Annotated in this window: 21 protein-coding genes; 9 read left to right on the forward strand and 12 right to left on the reverse strand. The window is 70.0% G+C overall.

Annotated elements, in window-relative coordinates; genetic code table 11:
* Positions 1 to 107: 107 nt before the first annotated feature.
* The 3 genes from G4D86_RS13615 to G4D86_RS13625 form a co-directional block, all read right to left on the reverse strand.
* Positions 108 to 596: a cupin domain-containing protein gene (locus G4D86_RS13615; RefSeq protein ID WP_163993532.1), complete on the reverse strand. Its 489-nt coding sequence runs from the start codon at positions 594 to 596 to the stop codon at positions 108 to 110.
* Positions 597 to 762: 166 nt separating this feature from the next.
* On the reverse strand, positions 763 to 1,713 hold the full coding sequence (locus G4D86_RS13620) for a TIGR02266 family protein (RefSeq protein ID WP_163993534.1): 951 nt from the start codon (positions 1,711 to 1,713) through the stop codon (positions 763 to 765).
* A 253-nt stretch (positions 1,714 to 1,966) separates the two neighbouring features.
* Positions 1,967 to 3,319 carry an RtcB family protein gene (locus tag G4D86_RS13625; RefSeq protein ID WP_163993536.1) on the reverse strand — a complete coding sequence of 451 codons (1,353 nt, stop codon included), beginning with the start codon at positions 3,317 to 3,319 and terminating at the stop codon, positions 1,967 to 1,969.
* 322 nt (positions 3,320 to 3,641) lie between these two features.
* Between G4D86_RS13625 and G4D86_RS13630 the strand changes: the two genes are divergently transcribed.
* A complete protein-coding gene (locus G4D86_RS13630) occupies positions 3,642 to 3,971 on the forward strand; it encodes a hypothetical protein (RefSeq protein ID WP_163993538.1) in 330 nt (109 codons plus the stop codon).
* A 47-nt stretch (positions 3,972 to 4,018) separates the two neighbouring features.
* A complete protein-coding gene (locus G4D86_RS13635) occupies positions 4,019 to 4,822 on the forward strand; it encodes an SIR2 family NAD-dependent protein deacylase (RefSeq protein ID WP_163993539.1) in 804 nt (267 codons plus the stop codon).
* 12 nt (positions 4,823 to 4,834) lie between these two features.
* On the opposite strand, the gene G4D86_RS13640 is transcribed toward G4D86_RS13635, so the two are convergent.
* The 6 genes from G4D86_RS13640 to G4D86_RS13665 form a co-directional block, all read right to left on the reverse strand.
* Complete coding sequence (locus G4D86_RS13640; RefSeq protein ID WP_205519567.1) at positions 4,835 to 5,941, reverse strand: tetratricopeptide repeat protein; 1,107 nt, start codon at positions 5,939 to 5,941, stop codon at positions 4,835 to 4,837.
* Between the two features lie 561 nt (positions 5,942 to 6,502).
* Positions 6,503 to 7,309, reverse strand: a complete 807-nt coding sequence (locus G4D86_RS13645) for a DUF4142 domain-containing protein (protein ID WP_163993543.1) — start codon at positions 7,307 to 7,309, stop codon at positions 6,503 to 6,505.
* A 135-nt stretch (positions 7,310 to 7,444) separates the two neighbouring features.
* Positions 7,445 to 9,262, reverse strand: coding sequence for a hypothetical protein (locus G4D86_RS13650; RefSeq protein ID WP_163993545.1), 1,818 nt, complete (start codon positions 9,260 to 9,262; stop codon positions 7,445 to 7,447).
* An 88-nt stretch (positions 9,263 to 9,350) separates the two neighbouring features.
* Positions 9,351 to 9,809, reverse strand: coding sequence for a PaaI family thioesterase (locus G4D86_RS13655; protein ID WP_163993547.1), 459 nt, complete (start codon positions 9,807 to 9,809; stop codon positions 9,351 to 9,353).
* 7 nt (positions 9,810 to 9,816) lie between these two features.
* On the reverse strand, positions 9,817 to 10,266 hold the full coding sequence (locus G4D86_RS13660) for a PaaI family thioesterase (RefSeq protein WP_163993549.1): 450 nt from the start codon (positions 10,264 to 10,266) through the stop codon (positions 9,817 to 9,819).
* A 150-nt stretch (positions 10,267 to 10,416) separates the two neighbouring features.
* Positions 10,417 to 11,412, reverse strand: a complete 996-nt coding sequence (locus G4D86_RS13665; protein WP_163993551.1) for a hypothetical protein — start codon at positions 11,410 to 11,412, stop codon at positions 10,417 to 10,419.
* Positions 11,413 to 11,689: 277 nt separating this feature from the next.
* On the opposite strand from G4D86_RS13665, the gene G4D86_RS13670 reads away from it, so the two are divergent.
* Together G4D86_RS13670 and G4D86_RS13675 are read left to right on the forward strand one after the other, a co-directional pair.
* On the forward strand, positions 11,690 to 15,106 hold the full coding sequence (locus tag G4D86_RS13670) for an amidohydrolase family protein (RefSeq protein ID WP_163993553.1): 3,417 nt from the start codon (positions 11,690 to 11,692) through the stop codon (positions 15,104 to 15,106).
* A gap of 80 nt (positions 15,107 to 15,186) precedes the next feature.
* Complete coding sequence (locus tag G4D86_RS13675) at positions 15,187 to 15,735, forward strand: hypothetical protein (RefSeq protein ID WP_163993555.1); 549 nt, start codon at positions 15,187 to 15,189, stop codon at positions 15,733 to 15,735.
* 87 nt (positions 15,736 to 15,822) lie between these two features.
* Here the strand turns inward: G4D86_RS13675 and G4D86_RS13680 are convergent, their stop codons facing one another.
* Complete coding sequence (locus G4D86_RS13680) at positions 15,823 to 16,029, reverse strand: hypothetical protein (RefSeq protein WP_163993557.1); 207 nt, start codon at positions 16,027 to 16,029, stop codon at positions 15,823 to 15,825.
* 25 nt (positions 16,030 to 16,054) lie between these two features.
* On the opposite strand from G4D86_RS13680, the gene G4D86_RS13685 reads away from it, so the two are divergent.
* From G4D86_RS13685 to G4D86_RS13695, 3 genes are all read left to right on the forward strand, one after another.
* Positions 16,055 to 16,522, forward strand: a complete 468-nt coding sequence (locus tag G4D86_RS13685; protein WP_163993559.1) for a macro domain-containing protein — start codon at positions 16,055 to 16,057, stop codon at positions 16,520 to 16,522.
* A 61-nt stretch (positions 16,523 to 16,583) separates the two neighbouring features.
* Entirely contained in the window at positions 16,584 to 17,114 is a 531-nt protein-coding gene (locus G4D86_RS13690; RefSeq protein ID WP_163993561.1) for a hypothetical protein, read from the forward strand.
* 50 nt (positions 17,115 to 17,164) lie between these two features.
* Positions 17,165 to 20,005, forward strand: coding sequence for a vanadium-dependent haloperoxidase (locus tag G4D86_RS13695; RefSeq protein ID WP_163993562.1), 2,841 nt, complete (start codon positions 17,165 to 17,167; stop codon positions 20,003 to 20,005).
* 4 nt (positions 20,006 to 20,009) lie between these two features.
* Here the strand turns inward: G4D86_RS13695 and G4D86_RS13700 are convergent, their stop codons facing one another.
* Positions 20,010 to 20,888, reverse strand: coding sequence for an SDR family oxidoreductase (locus G4D86_RS13700; protein ID WP_163993564.1), 879 nt, complete (start codon positions 20,886 to 20,888; stop codon positions 20,010 to 20,012).
* 40 nt (positions 20,889 to 20,928) lie between these two features.
* Positions 20,929 to 21,558, reverse strand: coding sequence for a TetR/AcrR family transcriptional regulator (locus G4D86_RS53780; RefSeq protein WP_275899110.1), 630 nt, complete (start codon positions 21,556 to 21,558; stop codon positions 20,929 to 20,931).
* A gap of 127 nt (positions 21,559 to 21,685) precedes the next feature.
* Between G4D86_RS53780 and G4D86_RS13710 the strand changes: the two genes are divergently transcribed.
* Both G4D86_RS13710 and G4D86_RS13715 read left to right on the forward strand, forming a co-directional pair.
* Positions 21,686 to 23,395: an acyclic terpene utilization AtuA family protein gene (locus tag G4D86_RS13710; protein WP_163993568.1), complete on the forward strand. Its 1,710-nt coding sequence runs from the start codon at positions 21,686 to 21,688 to the stop codon at positions 23,393 to 23,395.
* A gap of 5 nt (positions 23,396 to 23,400) precedes the next feature.
* Positions 23,401 to 25,017: an acyl-CoA carboxylase subunit beta gene (locus G4D86_RS13715; protein ID WP_163993570.1), complete on the forward strand. Its 1,617-nt coding sequence runs from the start codon at positions 23,401 to 23,403 to the stop codon at positions 25,015 to 25,017.
* The last annotated feature ends 13 nt before the right edge of the window (positions 25,018 to 25,030 follow it).

A 25,030-nucleotide genomic window follows, 5' to 3' on the forward strand; every position in this document is an offset into this window, starting at 1 on the left:
CTCGGGTCCGGAGCAAAGGTGCGCTGTGGAGAGTCGGTGAGGAATCCACCGACACGCGGGAGCCCGGAGGCTCGCCTGCCCGGTTGCCGCCCGGGGGCGCGCCCTGCTCAGAGGCGCTGGAGCTGCTCGACGGTGCGCTCGCCTCGGACGTTGCCGGTGTTGAGGGTGGAGGCGGGCTCGAAGAGGAGCACGTGGACTTCTTCCTCGGCCACGGGCCGGTGCTCGACGCCGTGGGGGACGATGATGAACTCGCCCGGCTTCACGTCCACGGTGCGCTCGCGGAACTCCATGCGCAGGTGGCCCTGGAGGACGAGGAACAGCTCGTCCTCGCTCTCATGGTGGTGCCAGATGAAGGGGCCCTGGAGCTTGACCAGCTTCACCTGCTGGCCGTTCAGGTCACCGACGACCCTGGGAGACCAGTGCTCGGAGAACAGGGCGAGCTTCTCCGCGAGGTTGACCTTGTCCACGACGGGCGTGGCGGCCTGCTCGGGCTCGAGCTCTGTGGAGGTGTTGTCCGCGGCCTCGGCGCGGCGGCGGTTGTCCCAGCGCGGCGGCCGGGCGACGGTGACGGTGGAGCTCCGGGTGGGCGTACTCATGCCGGTTTCGACTCCTTGTGCGGCGTCGCTGCAATGGCTCGCGCCATGACGTCCCCTCGCATTGTCTGTCTTTCGCGAAGGATAATCCCGAAGGTTGGCGCCGTGCAGCGAGAACCGGTCGAATAGCGGACGGATGCGGCGGAGGGACGCGCGCCGTGCCCGGTCTTCAGTCCGGGAAGAACATCGGGTCTCGCGTGGTGACGAACGAGGTGATGGCGTGGGCCACCTCGGGTGCCAGCCCGGTGAATTGCACGCCCACGCCGGGCATCAGCTCCGGGGTGCGGGGATTGGACTCGCGCACCCAGCGCACCACGCCTGTCACCTTCATCGGCCGGCCGCCCGGCAGCGTGAAGTCCAGCTCCACCTGCGTGCCGCGCGCCACCGGGTCCACCGTGGCGATGAAGACGCCGCCCTCGCTGATGTCCATCGAGAAGCCGGTGAAGAAGTTGGAGTCGCTGCGCATGTCGATGGACGTGTGCATCCGCACCCGTCCGTTGCGCCGCGCGTCCAGCCCCTCGGTCGCCCCCGAGGGCCGCTTGCTCTTCGGCACCATGGCCGGCGGAACCGCCGGAGCCGGAGTCGCGGGCCCCTGCGCCCGGGCCTGCTCGGCCTGACGCGCCCGCGCGGCCTCCTGCTGGGCCCGCGCCGCCGCTTCCTGCTTCGCGCGGGTGCGCGCCGCGGCCGCCTCGACCTGGAGCTTCACCACCGTCTCCGCGTCGGCCACCACGCGCGCTACCTGCGCCGCCTGCTCCTGGTGGGCCTTGAGCGCGGCCTGCATCTCCTGCCCCGCCTTGCGCCGGGCCTCCAGCGCCGCCTGGCGGGCCGCCAGCGCCCTCTCGCGCGGCGCCTCCACGTCCAGTCCGGGCACCCCGGCCGCCTGCAGCCGCTCGGCCTGTTCCTCCAGCATCGGGTCCGCGGTGGGCTCCGACTGCACGCGCTCAATCGCCGCGAGCGTCTGGCTCAATCGCTGGGCGAGCACGGACGCCTCGGCGGTGGCACGAGCGAGTTGCTCGGCGAGCCGGGCTTCATGGGAGGACAGCTCGTTCTCGGCGCGAGTCAGCTCCGCCTCGCGGGCAGGAGCCGGAGGTGGGCGGGCAGCAGGGGACGGCGAGGTCATTCTCGGAGACTCCAAGGCGACCCACTGTAGCGACTCCGGCCCGCACCCACGAGTCCCACGTCCCGTCTCCTTCGCGGGACTCGCGCAGTGGGGTCCCACCCACCCGCGAGGAGCGGGCAGACGGGCGTCCCGCGCCCGGATTCCAGGGGCTTACGGCGCGTCTCATTCCAGACACGGGGAGCCCCCGGACGGGCGGCCCCATGGAAGGAACGTTCCTTCCACCGGGCCCGGCGCCCGCGGGCCCCAGCGTGAATCAGTCCGCGCCCTTGATGCAGGCCACCGGCTTGAGGCGGTGGGCGACCCTGGCGAGCCCGGCCAGCTCCACCGTCTCCAGCACGTCGTCCAGGTTCTTGTAGCAAGGCCCGGATTCGTCGAGCGGCGTGGTGCGCGTGTTGAGGAGGATGCCCGCCTCGGCCATGCGCTTGTCGGTGACGTCCTGCTTCAGCACGCGCCGCGCCTCGCCGCGAGACAGCCTTCGGCCGGAGCCATGGTTGACGGAGTAGATGGACTTCTCCGCGCCTTGTTCCGCGAAGAGGATGGCGCTGCCCGTCTCCATGGAGCCGGGGATGAGGATGGGGTGGCCCGTCTTCTCCCACGGCGTGCCCTTGAGCGCGGGGTGCTTGCCGGGGAAGGCGCGCGTGGCGCCCTTGCGCGCGACGAACTTCCCGGCCTCCTTCTGGATGAGGTTGTGGGAGATTTCGTAATACACGCTGGCGGTGCCGCCGAAGACGTCCTCGAGCGAGGCGCACACGGCCTCGCCGATGATGAGCCGGTTGGCCACGGCGAAGTTGGCGGCCATGTTGTGGAGGTTCCAGTACTCGCGGCCCAGGGCGCTCTCCGCGTCCAGCCAGATGAGGTCCTCGCTGCGGCTCTTGAGGCCGAGGTGCGCGGCGCCCGCCACGAAGAAGTGCTTGGCGATGTTCCACCCGAAGCCGCGGCTGCCGGTGTGGAGCATCACCCAGACGCGCCCGTCCTGGTCCACCTGCATCTCGGTGAAGTGGTTGCCGCCGCCCAGGCTGCCCAGCTGGTCTCGCTTGCCGAAGGCGCGGTCGGGGATGTCCACCCGGTCGTCCTCGACGGGGATGAAGTCGCGCTCGGTAATCGACGAGCCGCGGCCCAGGGCCTTGGCGCCGTGGCGGACGACTTCGGCGAAGGTGCGGTCGGTGACCTTGCGCTGCTTCTGCACGCGGCTGGCGCCCACGCCCACGGCGATGCGCTTCGTCACCTCGTCAATCCACCGGCGGCGCTTGACGGGGTCGGCGACGTCCTCGGCCATGAGGGACGTCTGCAATTGCACCATGCCGCAGCCGATGTCGTAGCCGGCGGCGGTGGGCAGCAGGATGCCGTCCGTCTCCACGACGGTGCCGATGGGCACGCCGTAGCCCACGTGACAGTCGGGCGTGACGGCGACGCGGGTGACGCCCGGGAAGGACGCGGCGTTGACCACCTGGTCGAAGACGGCGTCCTCCAGGCCGGGCAGCTCGGGGCCTTCACCCCAGAGCAGCTTGTCGGACAGGAACAGGTCCGCGTCGACCTTCATGCTCTTGGTCTTCGGCAGGACGTAGTGGCCCTCGGCGGCCTTTTCCAGATGCTGCTTCCAGCTCATGGCGTGAATCCCCCGGAGGGTGATGAACAGGCGGCAGGGACGGGAGCGTCCGGGAGAGGCTGACTGGCGGTGCCCGAATACCGGCCCGCACCGAGAATGGAGGGCAGGCAGGCGGGAAGGCGAGCGATTTCAGCAGGCTCCGTGTTGCCGTGGCGACGTCAGACTCCCACCTTGGGATGAGACGGGCAGCGTGCCCGCGCGCGGAGCCGGCCGAGCGAAAGTCAGCTCGCGTGCGAACGACACGATTCCGATCGCCCTGGGGCTTGCGGTGTTCCGCGCCCATTCCCATCCATTGCTCAGCATCCAGGTAGGGGGTTGGGCGATGGGTTTTCTCGGTGGGGTTTTCCTGGCGGTGGCGCTGAACACGGCGCCCGTGGAACAGAATCAGTCTCATACGAAGGAGACGCCGGAGATGGTGGCCGCGCCGGTGTTCAGTCCTTCCACCTGCGCGAAGAAGCGCGTGGACCCCTGTGGTTGCCACCACGTGTACGGCATCCGGCACTGCCATCCGAACCGGAAGGGTGACCACTGCGAGGCGCCGGTGAAGGCGCAGCTGCCCGCCGAGAGCACCGAGGCGCAGCCGACGCCCGTGAAGGCTCCGGCTCCCGAGCAGAAGAAGCAGATCGACCCGAAGAAGTCGGTGTCCATGTAGGCTCTCGGGGCGCGCCCTGCCTTTCTGGGCGCGTCCTGGAGCTCGAGATGGACTTCAAGGAGTTCCTCGCGGCGGTGCGGGGGCCGGCTGGAGAGGCCACCCTCGTCGTCACCGGCGCGGGGGTGAGTCTGGCGAGCGGCATTCCCACGTTCCGCGGCTCGGACCCGGGCGCGGTCTGGGCGAATGACGTGACGGAGAAGGGCACGCGCGCCTACTTCAAGCTGTCGCCTCACGCGTCCTGGCTCTGGTACCTCAAGCGGTTCGAGCTGGCGCGGGGTGCGAAGCCCAACGCGGCGCACCAGGCGCTGGTGGCCTGGGAGGCGTGGCAGCAGCGCCAGGGGCGCGACTTCCTCCTCGTCACGCAGAACGTGGACACGCTGCATGAGCAGGCGGGAAGCCGCGCGCTGGTGAAGGTGCATGGAAGCCTGGACCAGGCGCGGTGCACGCAGCTGTGCTGCAAGCACGGCCCGCCGTCGGGCACCTTCCCGATGGCGGAGGTGGACTTCGGGCCCCTTCATGCGGACCCGAGCCCCAAGACCGTGCCGCGCTGTCCCGAGTGTCGCAGCAAGCTGCGACCGCACGTGCTGTGGTTCGACGAGTTCTACACGGAGCACGAGTCGTACCAGTTCGACCACGTGCTCCTGAGTGCGAAGCGGGCCCGGCTGGTGGTGTTCATCGGGACGTCCTTCTCCGTGGGCGTCACCGAGCGGGTCTCCGAGCTGGGGCTGAAGAACGGCGCGCAGGTCATCAGCATCGACCCGTCCGGAGTGAGCCCCCATCCGCGCATCCACGTCGTGGCCGAGCGCGCGGAGGTGCTGCTGCCACGGGTGGTCGAAGCGCTCGCGGAGTGACGGGCTGCTGACTCAGTGATTGGCGGACGCGGGACCCACGGGGCGCGCCTCGGGTGCATACGCCGCCCCGGCCTGCTGCTCGCCGGGCGCGGGGAGCGCCTCGGCGCGGCTCACCTCCAGCGGGCTGTCCGAGCGGATGATGACCCAGCGCGCCTGCGGCGACACCCGGAGCGCCACGGCATTCGGCCCCAGGCGGCGCAGCTCGGGACGGTACGGCATCGCAGCCGGCGCGGCGGTGCGAGCATCCCCACCCGCTCCAGGAGTCGCACCCGCACGAGGTATCGGCAACATCGTCAGCGGGGATGAACCGGAGCCCGCGGCCTGTCCCGGCATGGCACCTGCCCGAGGCAGCGGCACCATCGTGGCTCCAGTAGGACGTGAGGGACGCAGCGCCGGAGGCACGGCCGGCCTCGCCGCTGCTCCCTCACCAGGCCCCGCCACCCGTCCGGCCGGAAGCGCCGGAGGCACGGGGGCCTGCGTGATGAGCCGTCCCTGGATGACAGGAGTGATGCTCGGCACGACACCGCTCGCGCGCAGCGGAACCGGGACCATCGTCCGCCCGGTCGCGCGCAGTGCATTCGCATTCAACGGGGCGATGTTGGGCACGGCGGGAAGCGGTCCCGGCGCGGGAGTCTCCTCGGCCGCGCGGAGGACATACGACGGAGGCGGCGGAGGTGGCGGCAACAGCTGGCCCTGGGGCGCACGCGGCGTCGCGGAGCCCTTCGCGGACACGGTGCCCGGCCGCTCGAAGAAGCCGGTGGCGCCCGACGGATGGAGCTTCTCGTCCTCCAGCGTGTTGACGGGCGACGCCTGCTGCCCCAGCCGCGCGAGGTCCGAGAGAATCATCGGGTCCCTCGGGTCCAGCTCGAGCGCGGCGCGCAGCGCGCCCCGGGCCCGCGACTCGCAGCCCTGCTCCAGCAGCAGTGTCGACGCGGCACGATACGAGGTGATGGCCGACTGGCGGTCCCCCGCGCGGCGGCAGGACTCCGCGTGGCGCACGCGCACGTTCGGGTCCTTCGGAGCCAGCCGGAGGATGCGCTCGTAGGTCTCCGCACATTGGGCATACCGCCCCCTCGCGAACAGGGCGTGCGCGGCTTCCTTCAGCTCCCTCAACTTCATCAACTCCCGCTCGCCCATCTCCCTGGCCCCCCTTGCCGATGCGCGGGTTCAGAAGCAGGCGGCGTGCCGCTCGGTGCAGGGCCGTTGAAAGGTCTGATGGCGGGCGGAATCTCCACCCGGCGCCGCACCGGCCTGTCACCGGGCGTGCAGCGACCATGCCCGCGGTGCGAGGCCGCGCGCACGTCGCCGGGACGCGCGCGGCGCCGGACCCTGTAGAAATGGGAAAGGGCCCTGTAACAAGGAAAGCCTCCGAACCGGCCTGAGCGCCGTGCGCGGACGCTGACCTGGGTGTGCATACGAGCACTGCGGAGCCGGTCGCGCCTCTTCAACCCACACCTGCGTCCCGGAGCCCGTGCGGATGCGGACGTGCCCGTACCGCGGGACATGCGTGCCTCGCCGTGCGCCACGGGACAGCGGGCCTGGACCCCGGTGCTCCTGGCCGCGGAGGCGCATGTCGCTGGGAGCGAGGTGCGCGAGACGGCGCCGGGTCCACGCACGTCATGGCGTGGACCCGTGACGACCGGCTCCTTCGCGACACCGTGTCGCTGAGCGCGAGCTGCTTCAGCGGTTCTGCGGCGACGTGCGGGCCTGGCGCGGCTTCTCCTGGCCGAGCAGCTTGTACGCCTGGTCGCGGTGCTGCTTCAGCGTGGGCAGCGTTCCGTCGAGCAGGCCCTTCAGCTCGGCGTTGCTGGCGAACTGCTTCTGGCCGGCCATCACCTTGGCGATGTCGGCGTCGTGGTCACCCACCGCGTGCGCGAGGAAGGCGCGGTCGAAGGCGGGGCCCTGGAGCGACTGGAGCTTCGCCATCGAGGCCTCACTGGCGTTCTTCATCGTCTTCTTGAAGTCGTTGTCCGCCTTCGGCTCACCGAGCTGGAGGTTCTTCTTCTGCGCGTACGTCGTCAGCTTCTGGTCCGCGGCCTGGTGGTCCTTCACCAGCTTTGCGCCGTAGTCCTTCACGCCCTGCGACGTGCCCTTCTGCTGCGCGAGCTGGCCGAGCTGCACCTCCTCCTGGTTCCCGTGGTGCAGCATCTCCAGGAAGGCCTGCTCCTCGGTGGGGATGGGCAGCAGTCCCTCGTCCATCAGCTTCGCGCCGGCCGCGTCGGGTTTCGCGGGTTGGGCCTGCTGGCCGGAGCCGCCCGTGCCCTGCATGCCGCCCGTCGTGTCCTTCACATCCTCGCCCTGGTCGATGGCCTCGGCCTCGCCCATGCGAAACATGCCCTGGCTGTCATCCGTCCCGTTCTGCGTCCCGCTCTCCTTCTGCCCGCTGCGGTCCTCCGAGGGCTGCTTCTGCCCCGACGGGTCCTGCGCGACGGCCGCACCGCCCATCGCCAGCGAGCCCACCAGCATCCAACCCATCCATCGCTTCATCGCCTGCCTCCTTCGGCATGGAAGTTCCGGCTGGAAGGTGGAGGCGACGGCATGCGAGAGGCCAGGGGAGGACGGCCAGCGGAGCGAGCGGTCCGAGGCAGGAGCGCCGGGCACGCACCGGCGCTCCCGCGCGAGTCAGATGGGCTTCGACTCCGGCCAGACGCGTGTCACGCCGGTGGGATTCTGCTGGTACAGCTCGGTGAGGCGGGCCTTCACCTCGTCCACGGTGCCGACGACGACGTAGGTGCGCGTGGCGATGTCCTGCGGCACGTTGCTGCCCATCCCGAAGGTGACGCCCATCTTGCTGGCGTTGTACCGCGTGTCTCCGCCGGTGTTGGCGAAGTCGAACTGGTGGAAGCGGTACTGCAGGTCCGTGCGCGCCTCGTCCGGAGACCAGATGGCCATGGCGTGCTTGCCGTCCGGCGTGGAGACGATGAGCGGTACGTTGCCGGCCTCGTCCTTGAAGCCGTTGGCGTTCGGGTCATTCGGGTCCAGCTCCGAGTGGACGCGTCCGTACTCGCGCGACTCGCCGGTGGCCGGGTCGAAGCGGTGGTGGTGGTCGAACTCGGCCGGGAGGTACGTGGTGGGCGCCTCCACGTAGATGCTGTCGTGCGGCTCGGCCAGGTGGATGTGGCTGTCGTACTGGATGACGTTGGAGTGCCCGCCCACGCCGGCCGTCACCGTCTTGGACAGTATGTCCTCGGACACCTCGGTGGTGTTTTTCGCGACGCGCGCGTCGGGGCCGTTGTAGCCACCGGCGGCCTCGCCGGGCTCCAGCCAGTAGGCGGGCTTGACGGCGGTGGTGACGCTGCCGTCCTTCACGCTCACGCCCTGCACCTGGGTGGTGGACGTGGGGCCGTCGGCGTCCCGGTTGTTGCCGGCCTCGGTGGGCATCAGCGTCTCGCCGCTGCCGTCCAGCGAGTACGCCACCTGCATCTGCCGGCCATGGTCGATGTTGTTGATGAACTCCTTGCCGTCGTAGACGAGGCTGTTGATGGCGCCGCCGTACTGGTCGGCCGTGCCGAGCTGCACCGTCTCGTTGCCGAAGGACGTGTCCCCCTTCCCCGCGCCGTGGACACCGTACGGGCCCGTCGGCTTCTGGGGACCGCCGGGGCCGCCCACGCCGCCGGCGTCCATCTTCCCGTCGGGCCACGCGGTACCCAGGCGCTTGCCGTCGAGGCCGAAGGCCTGCACCTTGCCGCCCAGGTCCACGAGGTAGCCGTTCTGGAACTTCTGGAAGGGGACCTGGGCCAGGTCCTTCACCAGCGGGTCGTCCAGGAAGGGCGCGCCCGTGCGCCGCGCGTCCTCACGGCCCGAGTCGGGGAAGCCCAGCACCGAGTTGGTGCCCAGCTTGTCGCTGGTGAAGGCCGGGTCCGAGTACGCCTTGCAGATGTCGCCGTACACCTCGAAGCAGACCCACTGCTTGGAGTCTTCCGGGTTCAGCTGCCCCGACTCTGGCCGGCAGAAGGTGTAGAGCTGCATCTGCCGGTCGGCGCTGCTGGGGAAGTCCTGGAAGAAGGCGGGGACGTTCTCGTTGCCGGGCACGTTGGAGCGGCCGGCGACGAAGACGTCGCTGCTCTTGCCTCCATGCATCAGCGCGTTGGCGGCGTCGTCCGGGAGTTGGGTGCCCTTCTTCCAGTTGAGGTCGGTGACGGCGTTCGTCTTGAACTGGTTGCAGTAGTCCTGCCACTGCCGCGCGCCCGCGTCACGCTGCTCCTGGGTTGCGTCCGGAGGCAGGGGCGGAGGGGGCGGCCGTGCCGGGGGCGCGGCGGGCTCGGAGAAGGCGCGCACCGGGGTGCCGGACTCGAAGCGGCTCTGGGAGAACAGGTCCACCCGCTCGCGCGGGGGCGCCTCGGGCTCCTGTCGGGAGCTGGGCTCCGGCGCTGGAGAGGACTGCTGCGTCGACGAGATGCGCGGGCTGCTCTGGCCTGAAAAACGAGAAACGCCGTCCATGATGAATCCCCCCTCGGTGGCGCCTGGGCGCCAGACCTACACGGGGATTATCGCGAGCCATGGGGCGCGGGTTGCGCCGGCCCCGTCCTCAGGGTTCGGCGAGCAGGAACAGCGCGTGGGCGCTGGCGATGGGGCGGGTGCGGTCATCCTGCCAGGCCTCGACGCGCACGTTGGCGACGCGCCGGCCCTGGCGCGTAATCAGCGCCTTGGCGAAGGTGTCCTGCGGCTTGCCCGAGCGCAGGAAGTCCACGGTGAGCGAGATGACCTTGGGCACGCGCTCGGTGTCCGTCTGGAGGAGCAGCTCGAAGACGGCGGCGGACTCCAGCAGTGCGCCCAGCGAGCCGCCGTGCAGGGCGGGGATGAGGCTGTTGCCGATGAGCCTGGGGGCATAGGCCATGCGGCAGAGCATCTCTCCGGCGAGGTTCTCCACGCCGATGCCCATGTACCGCGTGTACGGAATCGCGTCGGTGAGCTGCCGGTACTCGCGCGTCTTGCGCACCTGTCGCACGAGGTCCGCGAGGGGAGGGGTGGGCGTCGTGTCGCTCATGGGGCTCTCACTCCTCCAGCTTCATGAAGGTGCCCTGCGATGAGGCCACCGGATTGCTCTTGTCACCCTGGTGCACGAGCGCGCGGACGAAGGCCACCTGCCGCGTCATGCGGTAGCACTCGGCCACGCAGGTGAGGGTGATGCCGGGGCGCGCGGGGCGAAGGTAGTCGATGCGCAGGTCCAGCGTGACGAGCGGCGCGAAGCGTCCCAGCTTCAAGAACACGGAGGAGCCGCAGGCCGCGTCGATGAGCGTCGTCACCGCGCCGCCGGCGAGCACGCCCGTCTCCGGGTTGCCGACGAGGAAGTCCGCGTAGGGCAGCTCGACGATGGCCTCGGCGGGTCCGATGTCCACCAGCTTCAGGCCGAGCGCGTGGTTGTGCGGAACGACGTCGGTGTAGAACACCGAGCAGCGCTCCAGCCGCGCGGCCTTGTCTTCGGGAAGCGTGAAGTCCGACATGCAGATGCGGATAACAGAATCACCGGCGCGTGGCGCGCGGCGTTTCAGCGGACGGCTGACGGTGGACGCCCGCGGGCCCGCGAGTGTCCACCCGTCCCACACGGCCCGTGCCGCGCGCTTCGCTCACCGTCCGCGAGGCGCCCGGCTGCCCTACGCCGCGACCGGTGGTGAAGCTCCGAGCTCTCGCCACGCCTCCGCAAGCGACTCGCCGATGGCGCCCATCACCGACTCATCCGACCAGTAGAAGGGGTGCACCAGCGGCGTCCACGAGAACAGCGGCCCGGCGAGGCGCACGGGGCGGTCCTCCACGGACTCACGGTACGCGTCACTCAGCGGCTGCAGCGGCCAGGCGAAGACGTCATCGTCGTCATGGAAGTTGAGCCACTCGCCGCCGAGGCCCGGGTGGTAGCGCACCAATTCCGGCGCGGGCACCTGGACGGGGCGGTCCAGCTCCGTGTGCCGGTAGCGCAGGCTCCACAGCGCCATGGGCGTGCCCAGCGTGTAGAAGCGGCTGAGCGTCTCGCCGCGCTCCAGCGGTGAGTCGCCCTGCGCCGCGCGGATGGACGTCTCGATGATGTCGCGTCCCGTCTGCCGGTGCGTCTGCAAGTCGTAGAAGTAGTTGCTCGCGATGACGCCGCCCAGGCTGTGCGAGATGACGCACAGGGGCGCGGTGTCGCCGGCCCGCGCGCGCAGCCGGCCGAGCGCCTCGGCCACCTTGCGGTGGATGCCGGTGTACACGTCCGGGTCCGCGGGGTTGCTCTGGTAGGCGATGATGTCGCCCACGAAGTGGACGATGAGCCAGCGCAGGCCGGGGTAGCGCAGGTCCATGCCGCGAAGGGACGGCTTCATCATGCGCAGCATCAGCGGCACCAGCGCGGACTCGCGGCCCTGATTGACGCTGCGCACGCCGTCGTAGAGGGACTTCCAGTAGTCCTCCGCGTCGGGCGGGGCATGCCGGGCGAGGAAGTCCTTCTCCGCGCCCTCCAGCACCGAGGCCCAGTTCACGGTCTCCACCTCGAGTGTGTCCGCGGCGGCGGTGCCGGCCTGCGCGGCGAACTGCTCGCGCAGCCGGCGCAGGGCGGTGTCGAAGAGACCCGGGTCGTCCACCTCGATGCCGTGGATGATGAGGACGGCGAGCTTCTTCATGGCCGGTCCTCCTGGCCAGGGCGCGGGCCGGTGGCCCGGACGGTGCTACGCGGCGGCATGGTGTTCCCCCCTCGGTGCGGTGGTGCTCGGCGGATGGGCGTGGGTGGCGGATCAGCGCCTGTGACAGGCGGGCCGTCCGCCGCTTCACCCGAGGCGCACCTTACACCGCCAGGAACACGCCCGCCTGCCAGCCTGTTCACGGCCCGCAACCTCCGGCCCCACGGGGCCGGGTAGTCTCCCCCACCCGACACACCCCGCCCTGTCACGAGGACTCCCGGTGAAACGACTGACCTCCGCCCTCTGCGCCGCGCTGCTGCTTCCCGGCGCGCTGCTGGCCGCGCAGCCCACGACGACGCCCCAGGCGAAGCAGGACCAACCCCCGCCGCCGGAGCAGAAGCAGAAGGATGACGCCGCGCGTGAGGCCGCCCGCGCCGCCGAGGTGGACGGGGGCACTCCCGCCACCACCACCGCCGACGCCGCGAAGGACGCGGCGAAGGAGGGTGAGGACAAGGACGCGTGGAAGGTGGACGCGCCGGGCTTCCCCGCCACCCAGGTGAGCATCGACGTCACCGAGGGCACGTGGATGAACGTGGACGTCAGCCCGGCTGGGGACGCGCTCGTCTTCGACCTGCTGGGCGACATCTACGAGCTGCCCATCGGCGGCGGTGAGGCGAAGGCGCTGTCGTCCGGCGTCGCCTGGGACATGCAGCCGCGCTACAGCCCGGACGGGAAGTCCATCGCCTTCACGAGCGACCGCGGCGGCGGCGACAACATCTGGGTGATGAAGCGGGACGGCTCGAATGCGCAGGCGGTGACGCAGGAGAAGTTCCGCCTGCTCAACAGCCCCGCGTGGAGTCCGGACGGGCAGTTCATCGTCGCGCGCAAGCACTTCACGGCGCGCCGCTCGCTGGGCGCGGGCGAGGTGTGGATGTACCACCGCTCCGGCGGCGAGGGCGTGCAGCTCACCGAGCGCAGCAACGACCAGAAGGACCTGGGCGAGCCCTCGTTCTCCCACGACGGCCGCTACGTCTACTTCAGCCAGGACGTCACGCCGGGCAAGACGTTCGAATACAACAAGGACCCGAACGGGGAGATCTACGCCATCCAGCGGTTGGATTTGGAGACGAAGGAAATCGACCCCTTCGTCTCGGGCCCGGGCGGCTCGATTCGGCCCACGCCGTCGCGGGACGGCAAGCAGCTCGCGTTCATCCGCCGCGTGCGCAACCAGAGCGTCCTCTACGTCACCGACGTGGCGTCGGGTGCCGAGCGCCCGCTGTTCTACGGGCTCGACCGCGACATGCAGGAGACGTGGGCCATCCACGGCGTGTACCCGACGATGGCGTGGACGCGGGACAACCAGTCGATTGTCTTCTGGGCGGGCGGCAAGCTGCAGCGAATCGAGGTGGCGTCGAAGAAGGTGACGCCCATTCCCTTCCACGTGAAGGACACGCGCACCATCTTCCAGGCGGTGCGCACGCCGCAGGCCGTCGCGCCCGAGAAGTTCGAGGCGAAGATGCTGCGCTGGGTGCAGGTGTCGCCGCGCGGGGACCGCGTGGTGTACCAGGCGCTCGGGAAGCTCTACGTGCGCGAGCTGCCCAACGGCACGCCGAAGCGCGTGACGAAGCAGGAGGACCACCTGGAGTTCTTCCCGTCGTTCTCCCGTGACGGGAAGTCCATCGTCTACACGACGTGGGACGACGAGAAGCTGGGCACCATCCGCATGGTGTCCGCGACGGGCGGCGAGGGGAAGGTGCTGACGACGAAGCCGGGCTACTACGTGGAGCCGACGCTCAGCCCGGACGGTAGGTCGCTCGTGTACCGCGCGTCGGGTGATGGCTACCTGATGCCCGGGCAGTGGAGCCGCGAGACGGGCCTGTTCGTGATGCCGGCGGCGGGTGGCACGGCGAAGCGGCTGGTGCGCGACGGCGAGCAGCCGCACTTCGGCGCGCGCTCGGACCGCGTGTACTTCCTGCACGTGGAGTCGAAGGAGAAGGAGGATGTGCGCTCGCTGAAGAGCATCAGCCTGGTCGGCGGCGAGGAGCGCACGCACCTGACGAGCGCGGAGGCGACGGAGTACCGCGTGTCTCCGGACGAGCAGTGGGTGGCGTTCCGGGAGAACTTCAACGCGTTCATCACGCCGTTTCCCCGGGGAGCGAAGTCGGCGGCGGTGGGGCCGGAGGCGAAGGCGCTGCCGGTGGCGCGGGTGACGAAGGACGCGGGCGAGTACCTGCACTGGAGCGGCGACGGCAAGCGCCTGCACTGGGCGCTGGGGCCCGAGCTCTTCACGCGCGAGCTGAAGGACAGCTTCCGCTTCATGGACGGCGCGCCGGAGAAGCTGCCGGCGGCGCCGGAGAAGGGCGTGGACATCTCCTTCGTGGCGAAGACGGACGTGCCGGAGGGCACGCTGGCCTTCGTCGGTGGGCGCGTCATCACGATGAAGGGTGACGAGGTCCTCGAGAATGGCGTGGTGGTGGTGCGGGGCAACCGCATCGTCGCGGTGGGGCCTGCGGAGAAGGTGCAGGTGCCGGCCGGGGCGAAGGTGGTGGACGTGAAGGGCAAGACGCTGATGCCGGGGCTCATCGACGTGCACTGGCACGGGGCCATGGGCGTGGACGGGCTGATGCCGGAGCAGAGCTGGGTGCATGCGGCGTCGCTGGCGTTCGGAGTGACGACGCTGCACGACCCGTCGAACTCGTCGGAGCAGGTCTTCGCCGCGAGCGAGCTGGGGAAGACGGGCGCGCTGCTGGCGCCGCGCATCTTCTCCACGGGGACGATTCTGTATGGCGCGGCGGGGGCGGGCTACCGCGCGCCGATTGAGACGTTGGACGACGCGCGCTCGCACATGCGGCGGATGAAGGCCATCGGGGCGTTCAGCGTGAAGAGCTACAACCAGCCGAGGAGAGACCAGCGGCAGAAGGTGCTCCAGGCGGCGCGGGAGCTGGGGATGCTGGTGGTGCCGGAGGGTGGCTCGCTGCTGAACCACAACCTGACGATGGTGGTGGACGGGCACACGGGCGTGGAGCATGCGATTCCGGTGGCGCGCATCTACGCGGACGTGAGGCAGCTCTGGGGGAAGAGCAGCACGGGCTACACGCCGACGCTGGGCGTGGCGTACGGCGGCAACTGGGGTGAGAACTACTGGTACCAGACGACGAACGTCTGGGAGGACGAGCGGCTGCTCTCCTTCGTGCCCCGGCGCGTGGTGGACAGCCGGAGCCGCCGGCGCATGGAGGTGCCGGAGGACGAGCTCAACCACTTCAACGCGGCGAAGGTGGCGCGGGAGCTGAATGACTCGGGAGTGAGCGTGCAGCTCGGAGCGCACGGCCAGCGCGAGGGCCTGGCGGCGCACTGGGAGCTGGCGATGATGGGCCAGGGCGGGATGAAGCCGCTGCAGGCGCTGCGCGTGGGGACGCTGAATGGCGCGAAGTACCTGGGGCTGGACAAGGAAGTGGGCTCGCTGGAGGAGGGGAAGCTGGCGGACCTCATCGTCCTGGACAAGAACCCGCTGGAGGCGCTCCAGAACAGCCGCACGGTGCGCTACACGATGGTGAACGGGCACCTGTACGACGCGGCCACGCTGAATGAAGTGGGGACGCGGCAGCGCCAGCGCGCGAAGTTCTTCTTCGAGAAGAACGGCAACGAAGGCTGGAGCCCGAAGGCCACGGCACACACCGTGACGCACGAGTGCGACTGAGCACAGTGTAAGGCGAGGGGCCTCCTGGCGTGGGTGTCAGGAGGTCCCGTGCGCAGCATCCTGGCGAGGAGAGGTTCCCCATGAGAGGTCTACTCCTCGCCGCGGCCATGGTGCTCTTCAGTTGCGTGCGCAGCCAGAGTTGGCGTCCGGCCCCCATCGAGGAAGACACGTCCATCGTCTTCCCCAACTTCTCCGAGCGCGAGGCCATGCAGGCCGGCGCGGGGGGCCAGCCATACGAGCTGGACGGTGCGGTGCTTCGGGCCCTCGCGATTGCGGCCGATGACTTCCAGCCACCTGACTCCAGAGGGCGGTCATGCTGGAACCGGCAGGAGTCGTATCGCTACCGATTCATCAAGCAGGGCGACATCATCTTCGTGGAAATCAGCGCCGACTCCGACGCCTGCAAGCCCGGGCCCCGGATGCTGGATGGCGGAGTGAAATACGCCATCAGCTCCGACGGTCGCGTTCTTCAGCGTCTCTTCGATGGCGAGCCTGAAGCGCTCCCCGCTCCCGAAGTAACGGATGCTGGGCTGCCGAAGACTCCGTCCGACCCGGCCATTCCCTTGGGTGACACCACGTGGGGCGAGCCGCAGCCGCTTCCCCCGCAGTGGCTGGATGGCGGCATGTGAAGACTGGGCCTGAAAGCCACGGTGCACAGGGTTACTCACGAGTGCGATTGCTTCGGGCGCGAGGAGTGGGGCTTCCTGGCGCGTGCGTCAGGAAGTCTGCTCGTCTTCGTGCTCCTCCTTGGGTCGTAGCGCCTCGTACAGCTCGGTCATGCGCTGGAGTTGCTCGAGACGCTCTGTCGGGCTGAGCCGGAGGTTCTCCTCCAGGAGGGAGACGTCGACGCCGGCCTCGATGGCCGCGTCCCAATCAGGCCCATGGCTCGGATAGGCCCTTCGCAGCGCCTCGCGCATGTCCATGCGCCAATGCTAGAGACTCGCGTCCATGCCCGTCCACATCGTCGAAGGAGACCTGCTCGACCAACCCGTAGAGGCCATCGTCAACGCGTGGAACCGGAACATCATCCCCTGGTGGCTGCTGTTGCCGCAGGGCGTCTCCGGGGCCATCAAGCGCAAGGCGGGGCTCGGCCCGTTCCGTGAGCTGGGCCGCGTGGGGCCGATGCCGCTCGGCACGGCGGTGGTGACCTCCGCCGGCCGGCTTCCCTACAAGGCCATCATCCACGTCGCCGGCATCAACATGCTCTGGCGGGCATCGCAACGCTCAATTCAGGACTCCGTGCGCAACGCCCTGGCCCGAGCCCGTGAGCAGAACCTGCGCTCCCTCGCCTTTCCCCTCATCGGCGCCGGCTCCGGTGGCTTCAACGAAGAGCGCGCCCTGGATCTCATGCGCCACGTCCTGGACGCCGAGGCCGGCGACTTGGAGGTGCGCGTGGTCCGCTTCCGCCCCGCCTGATCCGCGCCCGCGAAATCACGTATGCTTTCGGAAGCGGCCGGCAGCCTCGGAGTCCTTCGTGTTGAGCCCCCATTCATCCCCCGCGTCACGCAAGGTGACCTCGGGTTCCCTCCCTCGTGCCCTCACGGTGTGCCTCGGCTGGCTTGCGCTGAGCTTCGGGCTCGCGGGTTGTCCCGGTGCGCCCGACGGCCCGCTCCGTCAGCTCGAGGTGGGCACGGGGATCTCCTTCACCCCTATCGAGGAGGGCAGCACGCTGGAGCTGAACTCCGGCGGCCAGGGCAGCCAGCACGTCTTCGTCTCCCTGCGCGCCTGGGAGCTCACCAACGTGAAGGCGAAGGTGAAGATGTCCCTGGAGCGCATCTCCGACGGAGAGCAGCTCTCCGCCCCCTACTCCGTCAATCTCCGCTTCGACCAGGCCATGCAGGAAGGTGAGCCGGCGAAGCTGGAAGGACTGCTGCTCGTCATCGAAGACCCGTTCGAGGCCGTGGACCGCGAGGTCCGCCTGAACGCGTCCTTCGAGAGCGATGACGGCGAGCACGGCTCCGACTCGCGCACCGGCACGCTCCAGTGGGCCGAGAACACGTTCCCGTAGCCCACGGCGCATTCCTTCCCATCCACTTTCGCGACACCAGGAGTCGCTCCATGCCCCAGCACCTCCACACCCCCTTCCGTGGCTGGCTCCTCTCCCTCACGCTGGGCGCGCTGCTCACCGGCTGCCCGGACGAACCCGACCCCATCCCCACGCCGGACCCCATCGCCTGGGCCACCGTGACGCAGGTCCGTCCGGAGGCACTGCTCGGCATCTCCGGCCGCTCGGCCACCGACGTGTGGGCCGTGGGCGCGGACCGGGGCCGAGGGCCCGAGGTGCTTCACTTCGACGGCACCCAATGGACCGAAGTCCCCACCGGTCTGCGCGGAGACCTGTGGTGGGTGCACGCCCTCAAGGACGGCCCGGTGCTGATGTCCGGAGGTAGCGCCACCGTCCTCCGCTACGAGAATGGCGTCTTCACCCGCATGCGCACGCCGGGCCTCGCGCGCCACACCGTGTACGGCGTCTGGGGCTCCAGTCCGGAGAACCTGTACGCAGTGGGCGCCGTGTCTGACCGCAGCGGCTTCATCTGGCACTACGACGGCACGCAGTGGAGCGAAGTGCCGCTGCCGCTCGCAAACCTGCCGCGCACCGCCGACGGAGACATCCCCGGCTTCTTCAAGGTGTGGGGCACCGGCGGCGACGTGTACGTGGTGGGCGCGCAGGGCGTGGCGATGCGCTCGCGCGGAGGCGGCGCCTTCGCGGTGCTTCCCACCGGCACCACCAGTCGCCTCTTCACCGTGCACGGCGCGGGAGGCGTCGTCGCGGTGGTGGGCGGAGAGAACCAGGGAGAAATCCTGGAGCTGGACGAGGCCGCCGGCCGCTTCGTGAGCCGCGCCCCCGAGGGCACCCCGCTCATGCAGGGCGTGTCCCTCTCCGAGGACGGCACCGGCTGGGCCACGGGCTTCCGGGGCGAAATCTATCGGCGCTCGGCGGGGAAGTGGGCGCAGGCGGACCTCGACGCCACCGCGCCGGTGGAGTCCCTGCACGCCGCCTGGACGGACCCGGAGGGCGGAGTGTGGGTCGTGGGCGGCAACGTGCTGTCTGGCGGTCTGGATGCCGGCGCGCTGGTACACGGGGGCGCGCAGGTGGCCTTCGCACCCGACGTGGTGACGCCGACACCGCCGGCGGTGTCGTGTCCCGAGTCCGCGGTGGACCCGCGTCCGACGGGCACCATCGCCCGTCGCTGGGATGAGCAGCTGCTGAATGCCATCCGCCGAGACATCCCGCGTCCGACGGTGCACGCGCGCAACCTGTACCACGTGTCCGCGGCCATGTGGGACGCGTGGGCCGCGTATGACGCGACGGCGGACGGCGTCTTCCTGCGCGAGAAGCACACCGCCAGCGACGTGGCGGCCGCGCGCGCGGAGGCCCTCAGCTACGCCGCGTATCGCGTGCTCGCGCACCGCTACACGAAGGCCACCGGCGGGCCCACCTCAGCAGCGTGCTTCCGCGCCTTCATGACGAAGCTCGGCTACGCGCCGGACGACACCGTGGCGACGGGCGACAGCCCGCGCGCCGTGGGCAATCGCATCGGCCAGGCCATCATCAGCGCGGGTGCGGGCGACGGAGCCAACGAGCAGAACGACTACAAGGACACCACGGGCTTCCAGTTCGTGAACGCGCCACTGGTGGTGGACACGCCGCTGGTGACGCTGGCGAATCCCTCGGTGTGGCAGCCGCTCAACCTGGCGGTGTCCGTCACGCAGAACGGCATCATCACCGGCTCCGGGGTGCAGGGGTACATCGGCGCGCACTGGAGGAATGTGACGCCCTTCGCCCTGACGCGGCCGGAAGGCGGCGGGCTGTACCTGGACCCGGGCGGGCCGCCGAAGTTCGACGCGGAGGTGCGCGCGCACGTGGTGGACGTGCTGCGCAAGGAGAGCTGGCTGGGCAGTGACGAGATGATGGACACGTCGCCCGGCTCGCTCGGCAACAACAGCCTGGGCACGAATGACGGCACCGGCCACGCGGTGAATCCCGTCACCGGCCAGCCCTATGCACAGCGGATGGTGCGGCGCGGGGACTTTGGCCGCGTGCTCGCGGAGTTCTGGGCGGACGGCCCGAAGTCGGAGACGCCGCCGGGGCACTGGAACGTGCTCGCCAACAGCATGGCGGACGCGCCCGGCTTCTCGCGGCGCCTGTTCGGCGCGGGCGCGGGATTGGACCCTCTCGAGTGGGACGTGAAGGTGTACCTCGCGCTCAACGGCGCGGTGCACGACGCGGCCATCGTCGCGTGGGAGGTGAAGCGCGAGTTCATCGCCGCGCGGCCGCTCTCGCTCATCCGGTACATGGGGAAGCTGGGCCAGTCCACGGACCCGAGCGGCCCGGCGTACCACCCGGACGGCCTGCCGCTGGTGCCGGGGCTCATCGAGGTCATCACCGCGGAGAGCTCCGCGCCGGGCCAGCGGCACGCGCACCTGGCGCGCTTCGTGGGGCAGGTGGCGGTGCACGCATGGCGGGGCGAGCCGGGAGACCGCCGCAACGAGGTGGGTGGCTCGGCGTGGATTCGCGCGGTGGAGTGGATGCCCTACCAGCTGCGCACCTTCGTGACGCCGGCCTTCCCGGGCTTCATCTCCGGGCACAGCACCTTCAGCCGCTCCGCCGCCGAGGTGCTCACCGCGCTCACCGGCAGCGAGTACTTCCCCGGCGGATTGGGCGAGTTCGTCGCGGGCGCCAACAGCTACCTCACCTTCGAGCGCGGCCCCACCACCGACGTGCGCCTGCAGTGGGCCACCTACTACGACGCCGCGGACCAGGCGGGACAGTCGCGCCTGTGGGGCGGCATCCACATCACGCCGGATGACTTCGTGGGCCGGAGGCTCGGCAGCAAGGTGGGCCTGTCCGCCGTGGCCCGCGCGCGGCGCTTCTTCGAGGGCACCGAGGTCCCCTGAGGCCCTACTTCTTGGGCTCTCCGCCGAGGATGCGCGGCGCCTGCGCGCGGTGGAAGCCCTCGTAGGGCTTGGAGGCGGAGGTCTCCTCGAGGGGATAAATCTTCGTGTTGCACGAAGCGCCACCGTCAATCTTGATGACGTCGCCGGTGATGAACGCGGCGGCGTCGGTGAGCAGGAAGACGATGGCGGCGCTCACCTCGGACTCGGTGGCCAGCCGCTGCAAGGGGACTTCCTTCTTGAGCAGGGGGATGAGCGCCTTGACGCCCTCGTCCTGGTAGCTGTCCATGCCGCTGGACATCACCCACCCGGGAGCCACGGCGTTGACGCGCACGCCGGAGGCGGCCCACTCGACGGCGGCGGTCTCCGTGAGGTTGAGCATGCCCGCGCGCGCCGCGCCTGAGTGCCCCATGCCCGGCATGCCGCCCCAGAAGTCCGCGAGCATGTTGACGATGGCGCCGCCGTGGCTGCTCATCGACTGGAGGTACACCTCGCGCGCCATGAGGAAGCCGCCCGTGAGGTTGGTGGACACCACCGCCTCGAAGCCCTTCTTGGAGATGGCGGCCAGCGGAGAGGGGAACTGCCCACCCGCGTTGTTGACGAGCCCGTGGATGCGCCCGCGCGCCGCGACAATGCGGCCCACGGTCTCCTTCACGCCGTCCTCGTTGCGGATGTCGACCACCTCCAGCGAGCACTCGCCGCCGTCCTCGCGAAGCTCCGCCGCGACGGCCTCCAGCTTGTCCTGCTTGCGGCCCACGAGGACGACGTGCGCGCCCAGCGACGCCAGCTCGTGCGCGGTGCAGCGGCCGATGCCACTGCCGCCGCCCGTCACGATGACGTTGCGGTCCTTGAAGCAGCCCGGCGCGAAGAGAGAGCGGTAACCCATGTCAGCTCCAGATGTTGGCGTGTGCCTGAAAGAAGAAACGTCAGTCCCTGCGTGAGCGCCGGGCGCCGAGCGAGGCGTCGAGCGTGCGAGCCCACCGGTGCAGCACCTTCTTGCGCCGGGCGCTGTCGTCGCGAAGGAGGTTCGCCAGCGCGAGCCCGCGGATGAGGTCCAGTGTGGCCTGCACCAGCTCGCGCACCTCGGGGTCACGGTCATCCACGTCGAGCAGCTTCACCGTGAGCCGGTGCACCTCGCGTCCGGTGCGCGCCTCCAGGGGCGTGAGCTGCGCGCGCAATTCCGGGTCCGCCGCGGCGGCGACCCAGAGCTGCACGGCGGCGATGAAGAGGGGGCTTGTGAAGATGTCCGCGAGCATGTGGAGGATGGCCTCCGTGCGCCGCTCGTCCGCCGGGAGCTGGGCCGACCGGCGCAGGGCCTCTTCCACCTGCTGCTGCCCGACGTACTCCACGGCCGCCGCCACCAGGTCCGCGCGGGTGGGGAAGTGGTGCTGGCACGCGCCACGGGAGACGCCCGCGCGCTCGGCAATCACCGTCATGGTGGCGCCCGCCCACCCCAACTGGCAGAGCGCGCCAATCGCCGCCTCCATCAGCCGCTGGCGGGTGACGCGGCTGCGCTCCTGCTCCTGCCTGCCCGTCGCGCCGGATGAGTCACTCACACCCGTGAGGATGAAAGTCGCGGGAGAAAAAAGCAAGCGCGCTTGCTTTTTTAAGGGGCGCCTCCCACACTGATGTGGACCCTGGCTGGTGGGATGGGAGACCTGCCCGAGGCCGGATGGAGAGAGCATGAGCGCGTCCCCCCTGCGTATCGGCAATGCCTCGGGTTTCTACGGAGACCGCTTCTCGGCGGTGAAGGAGATGCTGGAGGGCGGGCAGCTCGACGTCCTCACCGGCGACTACCTCGCCGAGCTGACGATGCTGATTCTCGGCCGGGACAGGATGAAGGACCCGACCACGGGCTTCGCCAAGACGTTCCTCCGCCAGATGGAGCAGTGCCTGGCGCTGGTGGTGGAGAAGAAGGTCAAGGTCGTCACCAATGCGGGAGGGCTGAACCCGGCGGGGCTCGCCGCCGCGCTGCGCGAGGTGGCCGGCCGGCTGGGCGTGAAGGTGCAGGTGGCGCACGTGGAGGGGGATGACCTCTCCGGCAGCGCGGACGAGCTCGGGCTGGGCAGCCCGCTCACGGCCAACGCGTACCTGGGCGCGTGGGGAATCGCCGAGTGCCTGCGCGCGGGCGCGGACCTCGTCGTCACCGGGCGCGTGACGGACGCGTCGCTGGTGGTGGGCCCGGCGGCGGCGCACTTCGGGTGGAAGAAGGACGACTGGGACAGGCTGGCCGGGGCGATGGTGGCCGGCCACGTGCTGGAGTGCGGCACGCAGGCGACGGGTGGGAATTACTCCTTCTTCACGGAGGTGGACGCGCGCCGTCCCGGCTTCCCGCTGGCGGAGCTGCACGAGGACGGAAGCTCGGTCATCACCAAGCATGCGGGCACGGGCGGCGCGGTGACGGTGGACACGGTGCTCGCGCAGCTCGTCTACGAAATCACCGGCGCCCGGTACGCGGGCCCGGACGCGACGGCGCGCTTCGACAGCATCTCGCTGGCCGCTGACGGCAAGGACCGCGTGCGCATCACCGGGGTGCGCGGTGAGCCGCCGCCTCCCACGGTGAAGGTGTGCCTCAACAACCTCGGTGGCTACCGCAACGAGGCGACGTTCGTCCTCGTGGGGCTCGACATCGAGGAGAAGGCCCGCCTCGTCCGCGAGCAGCTGGACGCGGCGATGGTCCGCAAGCCGAAGGAGGTCCACTGGACGCTGGTCCGCACGGACCGCGAGGACGCGGCCACCGAGGAGCAGGCAGCCGCCTTCCTCCGCGTGGTGGTGAAGGACGCGGACCAGAAACTGGTCGGCCGCGCCTTCAGCGGTGCCGCGGTGGAGCTGGCGCTGGGCAGCTACCCGGGCTTCACCATGACGGCACCGCCGTCGGATGGTGCGCCCTACGGTGTCTACACGCCGGCCTATGTGGAGGCGGGCAAGGTGGAGCATGTCGCCGTGCTTGCCGACGGGACGCGCACCGTGATTCCGCCCTCGGAGAAGACGCTGGCCCTGGGGCCGGTGGAGCCGCCCGTGCTTCCCGCGCCGCTGAGTGCGGGCCCCACGCGCCGCGTGCCCCTGGGGCGCATCGTCGCCGCGCGGAGCGGAGACAAGGGCGGCACCGCGAACATCGGCGTCTGGGCGAGGACGGATGAGGCCTGGCGCTGGCTGGCGCGCACGCTGACGCCGGAGAAGCTCCGCGAGCTGCTCCCGGAGGCCGCCGCCTTCCCGATGGAGCGGCACGTCTTCCCGCACCTGCGCGGGCTGAACTTCGTCATCGACGGAATCCTGGGTGAAGGCGTGTCGTCCTCCACGCGCTTCGACCCGCAGGGCAAGGCGCTGGGCGAGTGGCTCCGCTCGCGCCACATGGACATTCCCGAGTCGCTGCTGCGCGAAGGGCAGGGGTGAGAGCAATGCCGAGAATCACGTCCCGAATCGACCCGGGCTCCGAAGCCTTCAAGGCCCACCGCGCGGACATGCTCGCGCGCGTCGCGGAGCTGCGCGCGGTGGAGGCGAAGGTCCGCGACACGGAAGCCAAGGCGCGCGAGAAGTTCCACAAGCGCGGCCAGCTCCTTCCTCGTGAGCGGCTCACGCTCCTGTTGGACCGGGGCTCGCCGTTCCTGGAGCTGTCCACGCTGTGCGGCTTCGGCTACCACGACGACAGCGACGGCTCGCTGGCCGGAGGCAACAGCATCATCGGCATCGGCTACGTGTCCGGCGTGCGGTGCATGGTGTTCGTGAACAACTCCGCCATCAAGGGAGGCACCGCGTCGCCGTGGGGCGTGCAGAAGGCGCTGCGCGCGCAGGAGATGGCGCTGGAGAACAAGCTCCCCATGGTGTCGCTGGTGGAGAGCGGCGGCGCCAATCTCATGTACCAGCAGGAGATCTTCATCCCCGGCGGTGAGACCTTCTACAACCAGGCGAAGCTGTCGGCGGCGGGCATCCCTCAAGTCACGGTGGTGCACGGCTCCAGCACCGCGGGCGGCGCGTACCTGCCGGGCCTGTCCGACTACGTCGTCATGGTGAAGAAGAAGGCCAAGGTCTTTCTCGCCGGCCCGCCGCTGCTCAAGGCCGCGACGGGAGAAATCGCGACGGACGAAGACCTGGGCGGCGCGGAGATGCACGCGACAGTGGCGGGCACGGCGGACTACCTCGCTGAGGACGACGCCGACGCCATCCGCATGGCGCGCGAAATCGTGGCGAAGCTCGGGTGGAACGCGCGGCTGGCTCGCGAAGGCCAGGCGCCGTACGCCGAGCCCGTCTATTCCCCCGACGAGCTGTGCGGCGCCGTCCCGGTGGACTACCGCAAGCCCTACGACTGCCGCGAGGTCATCGCGCGAATCGTGGACGGCTCCGAGTTCGCCGGCTTCAAGGACGAGTACGACCCGCACACCGTCTGCGGGCGCGCGAGCATCTTCGGAGTGCCCATCGGCATCATCGGCAACAACGGGCCGATTACGCCGAAGGGGGCCACCAAGGCGGCGCAGTTCATCCAGCTCTGCTGCCAGTCGGACACGCCCATCCTCTACTTGCAGAACACGACGGGCTACATGGTGGGCACGCAGCCGGAGCAGGCCGGCATCGTCAAGCACGGCTCGAAGATGATTCAGGCGGTGGCGAACGCGACGGTGCCGCAGCTCACGCTGCTCATCGGCGGCGGGTTCGGCGCGGGCAACTACGGCATGTGCGGCCGGCCCTTCCACCCGCGCTTCATCTTCGCGTGGCCCAACGCGCGCACCGCCGTCATGGGCGGCGAGCAGGCGGCGAAGGTGATGTCGATTGTCTTCGGCGAGAAGCTCGCGCGGCAGGGAGAGGTCGTGGACGAGGAGGGGATTCGCGCGTTCTGCCAGCCCATCATCGACCAGTTCGACAAGGAGTCGCATCCGTTCAACTGCAGCGCGCGGCTGTTCGATGACGGGCTCATCGACCCGCGCGACACGCGGCGGGTGCTCGGCTTCACGTTGTCCGTGTGCCGCGAGGCGAAGCGGCGAGAGCTCAAGCCCAACACCTTCGGCGTGGCGCGCCTGTGAGAGGGACGGACCG

Origin of the sequence: Pyxidicoccus caerfyrddinensis (assembly GCF_010894405.1) — a bacterium.
GTDB lineage: Bacteria > Myxococcota > Myxococcia > Myxococcales > Myxococcaceae > Myxococcus > Myxococcus caerfyrddinensis.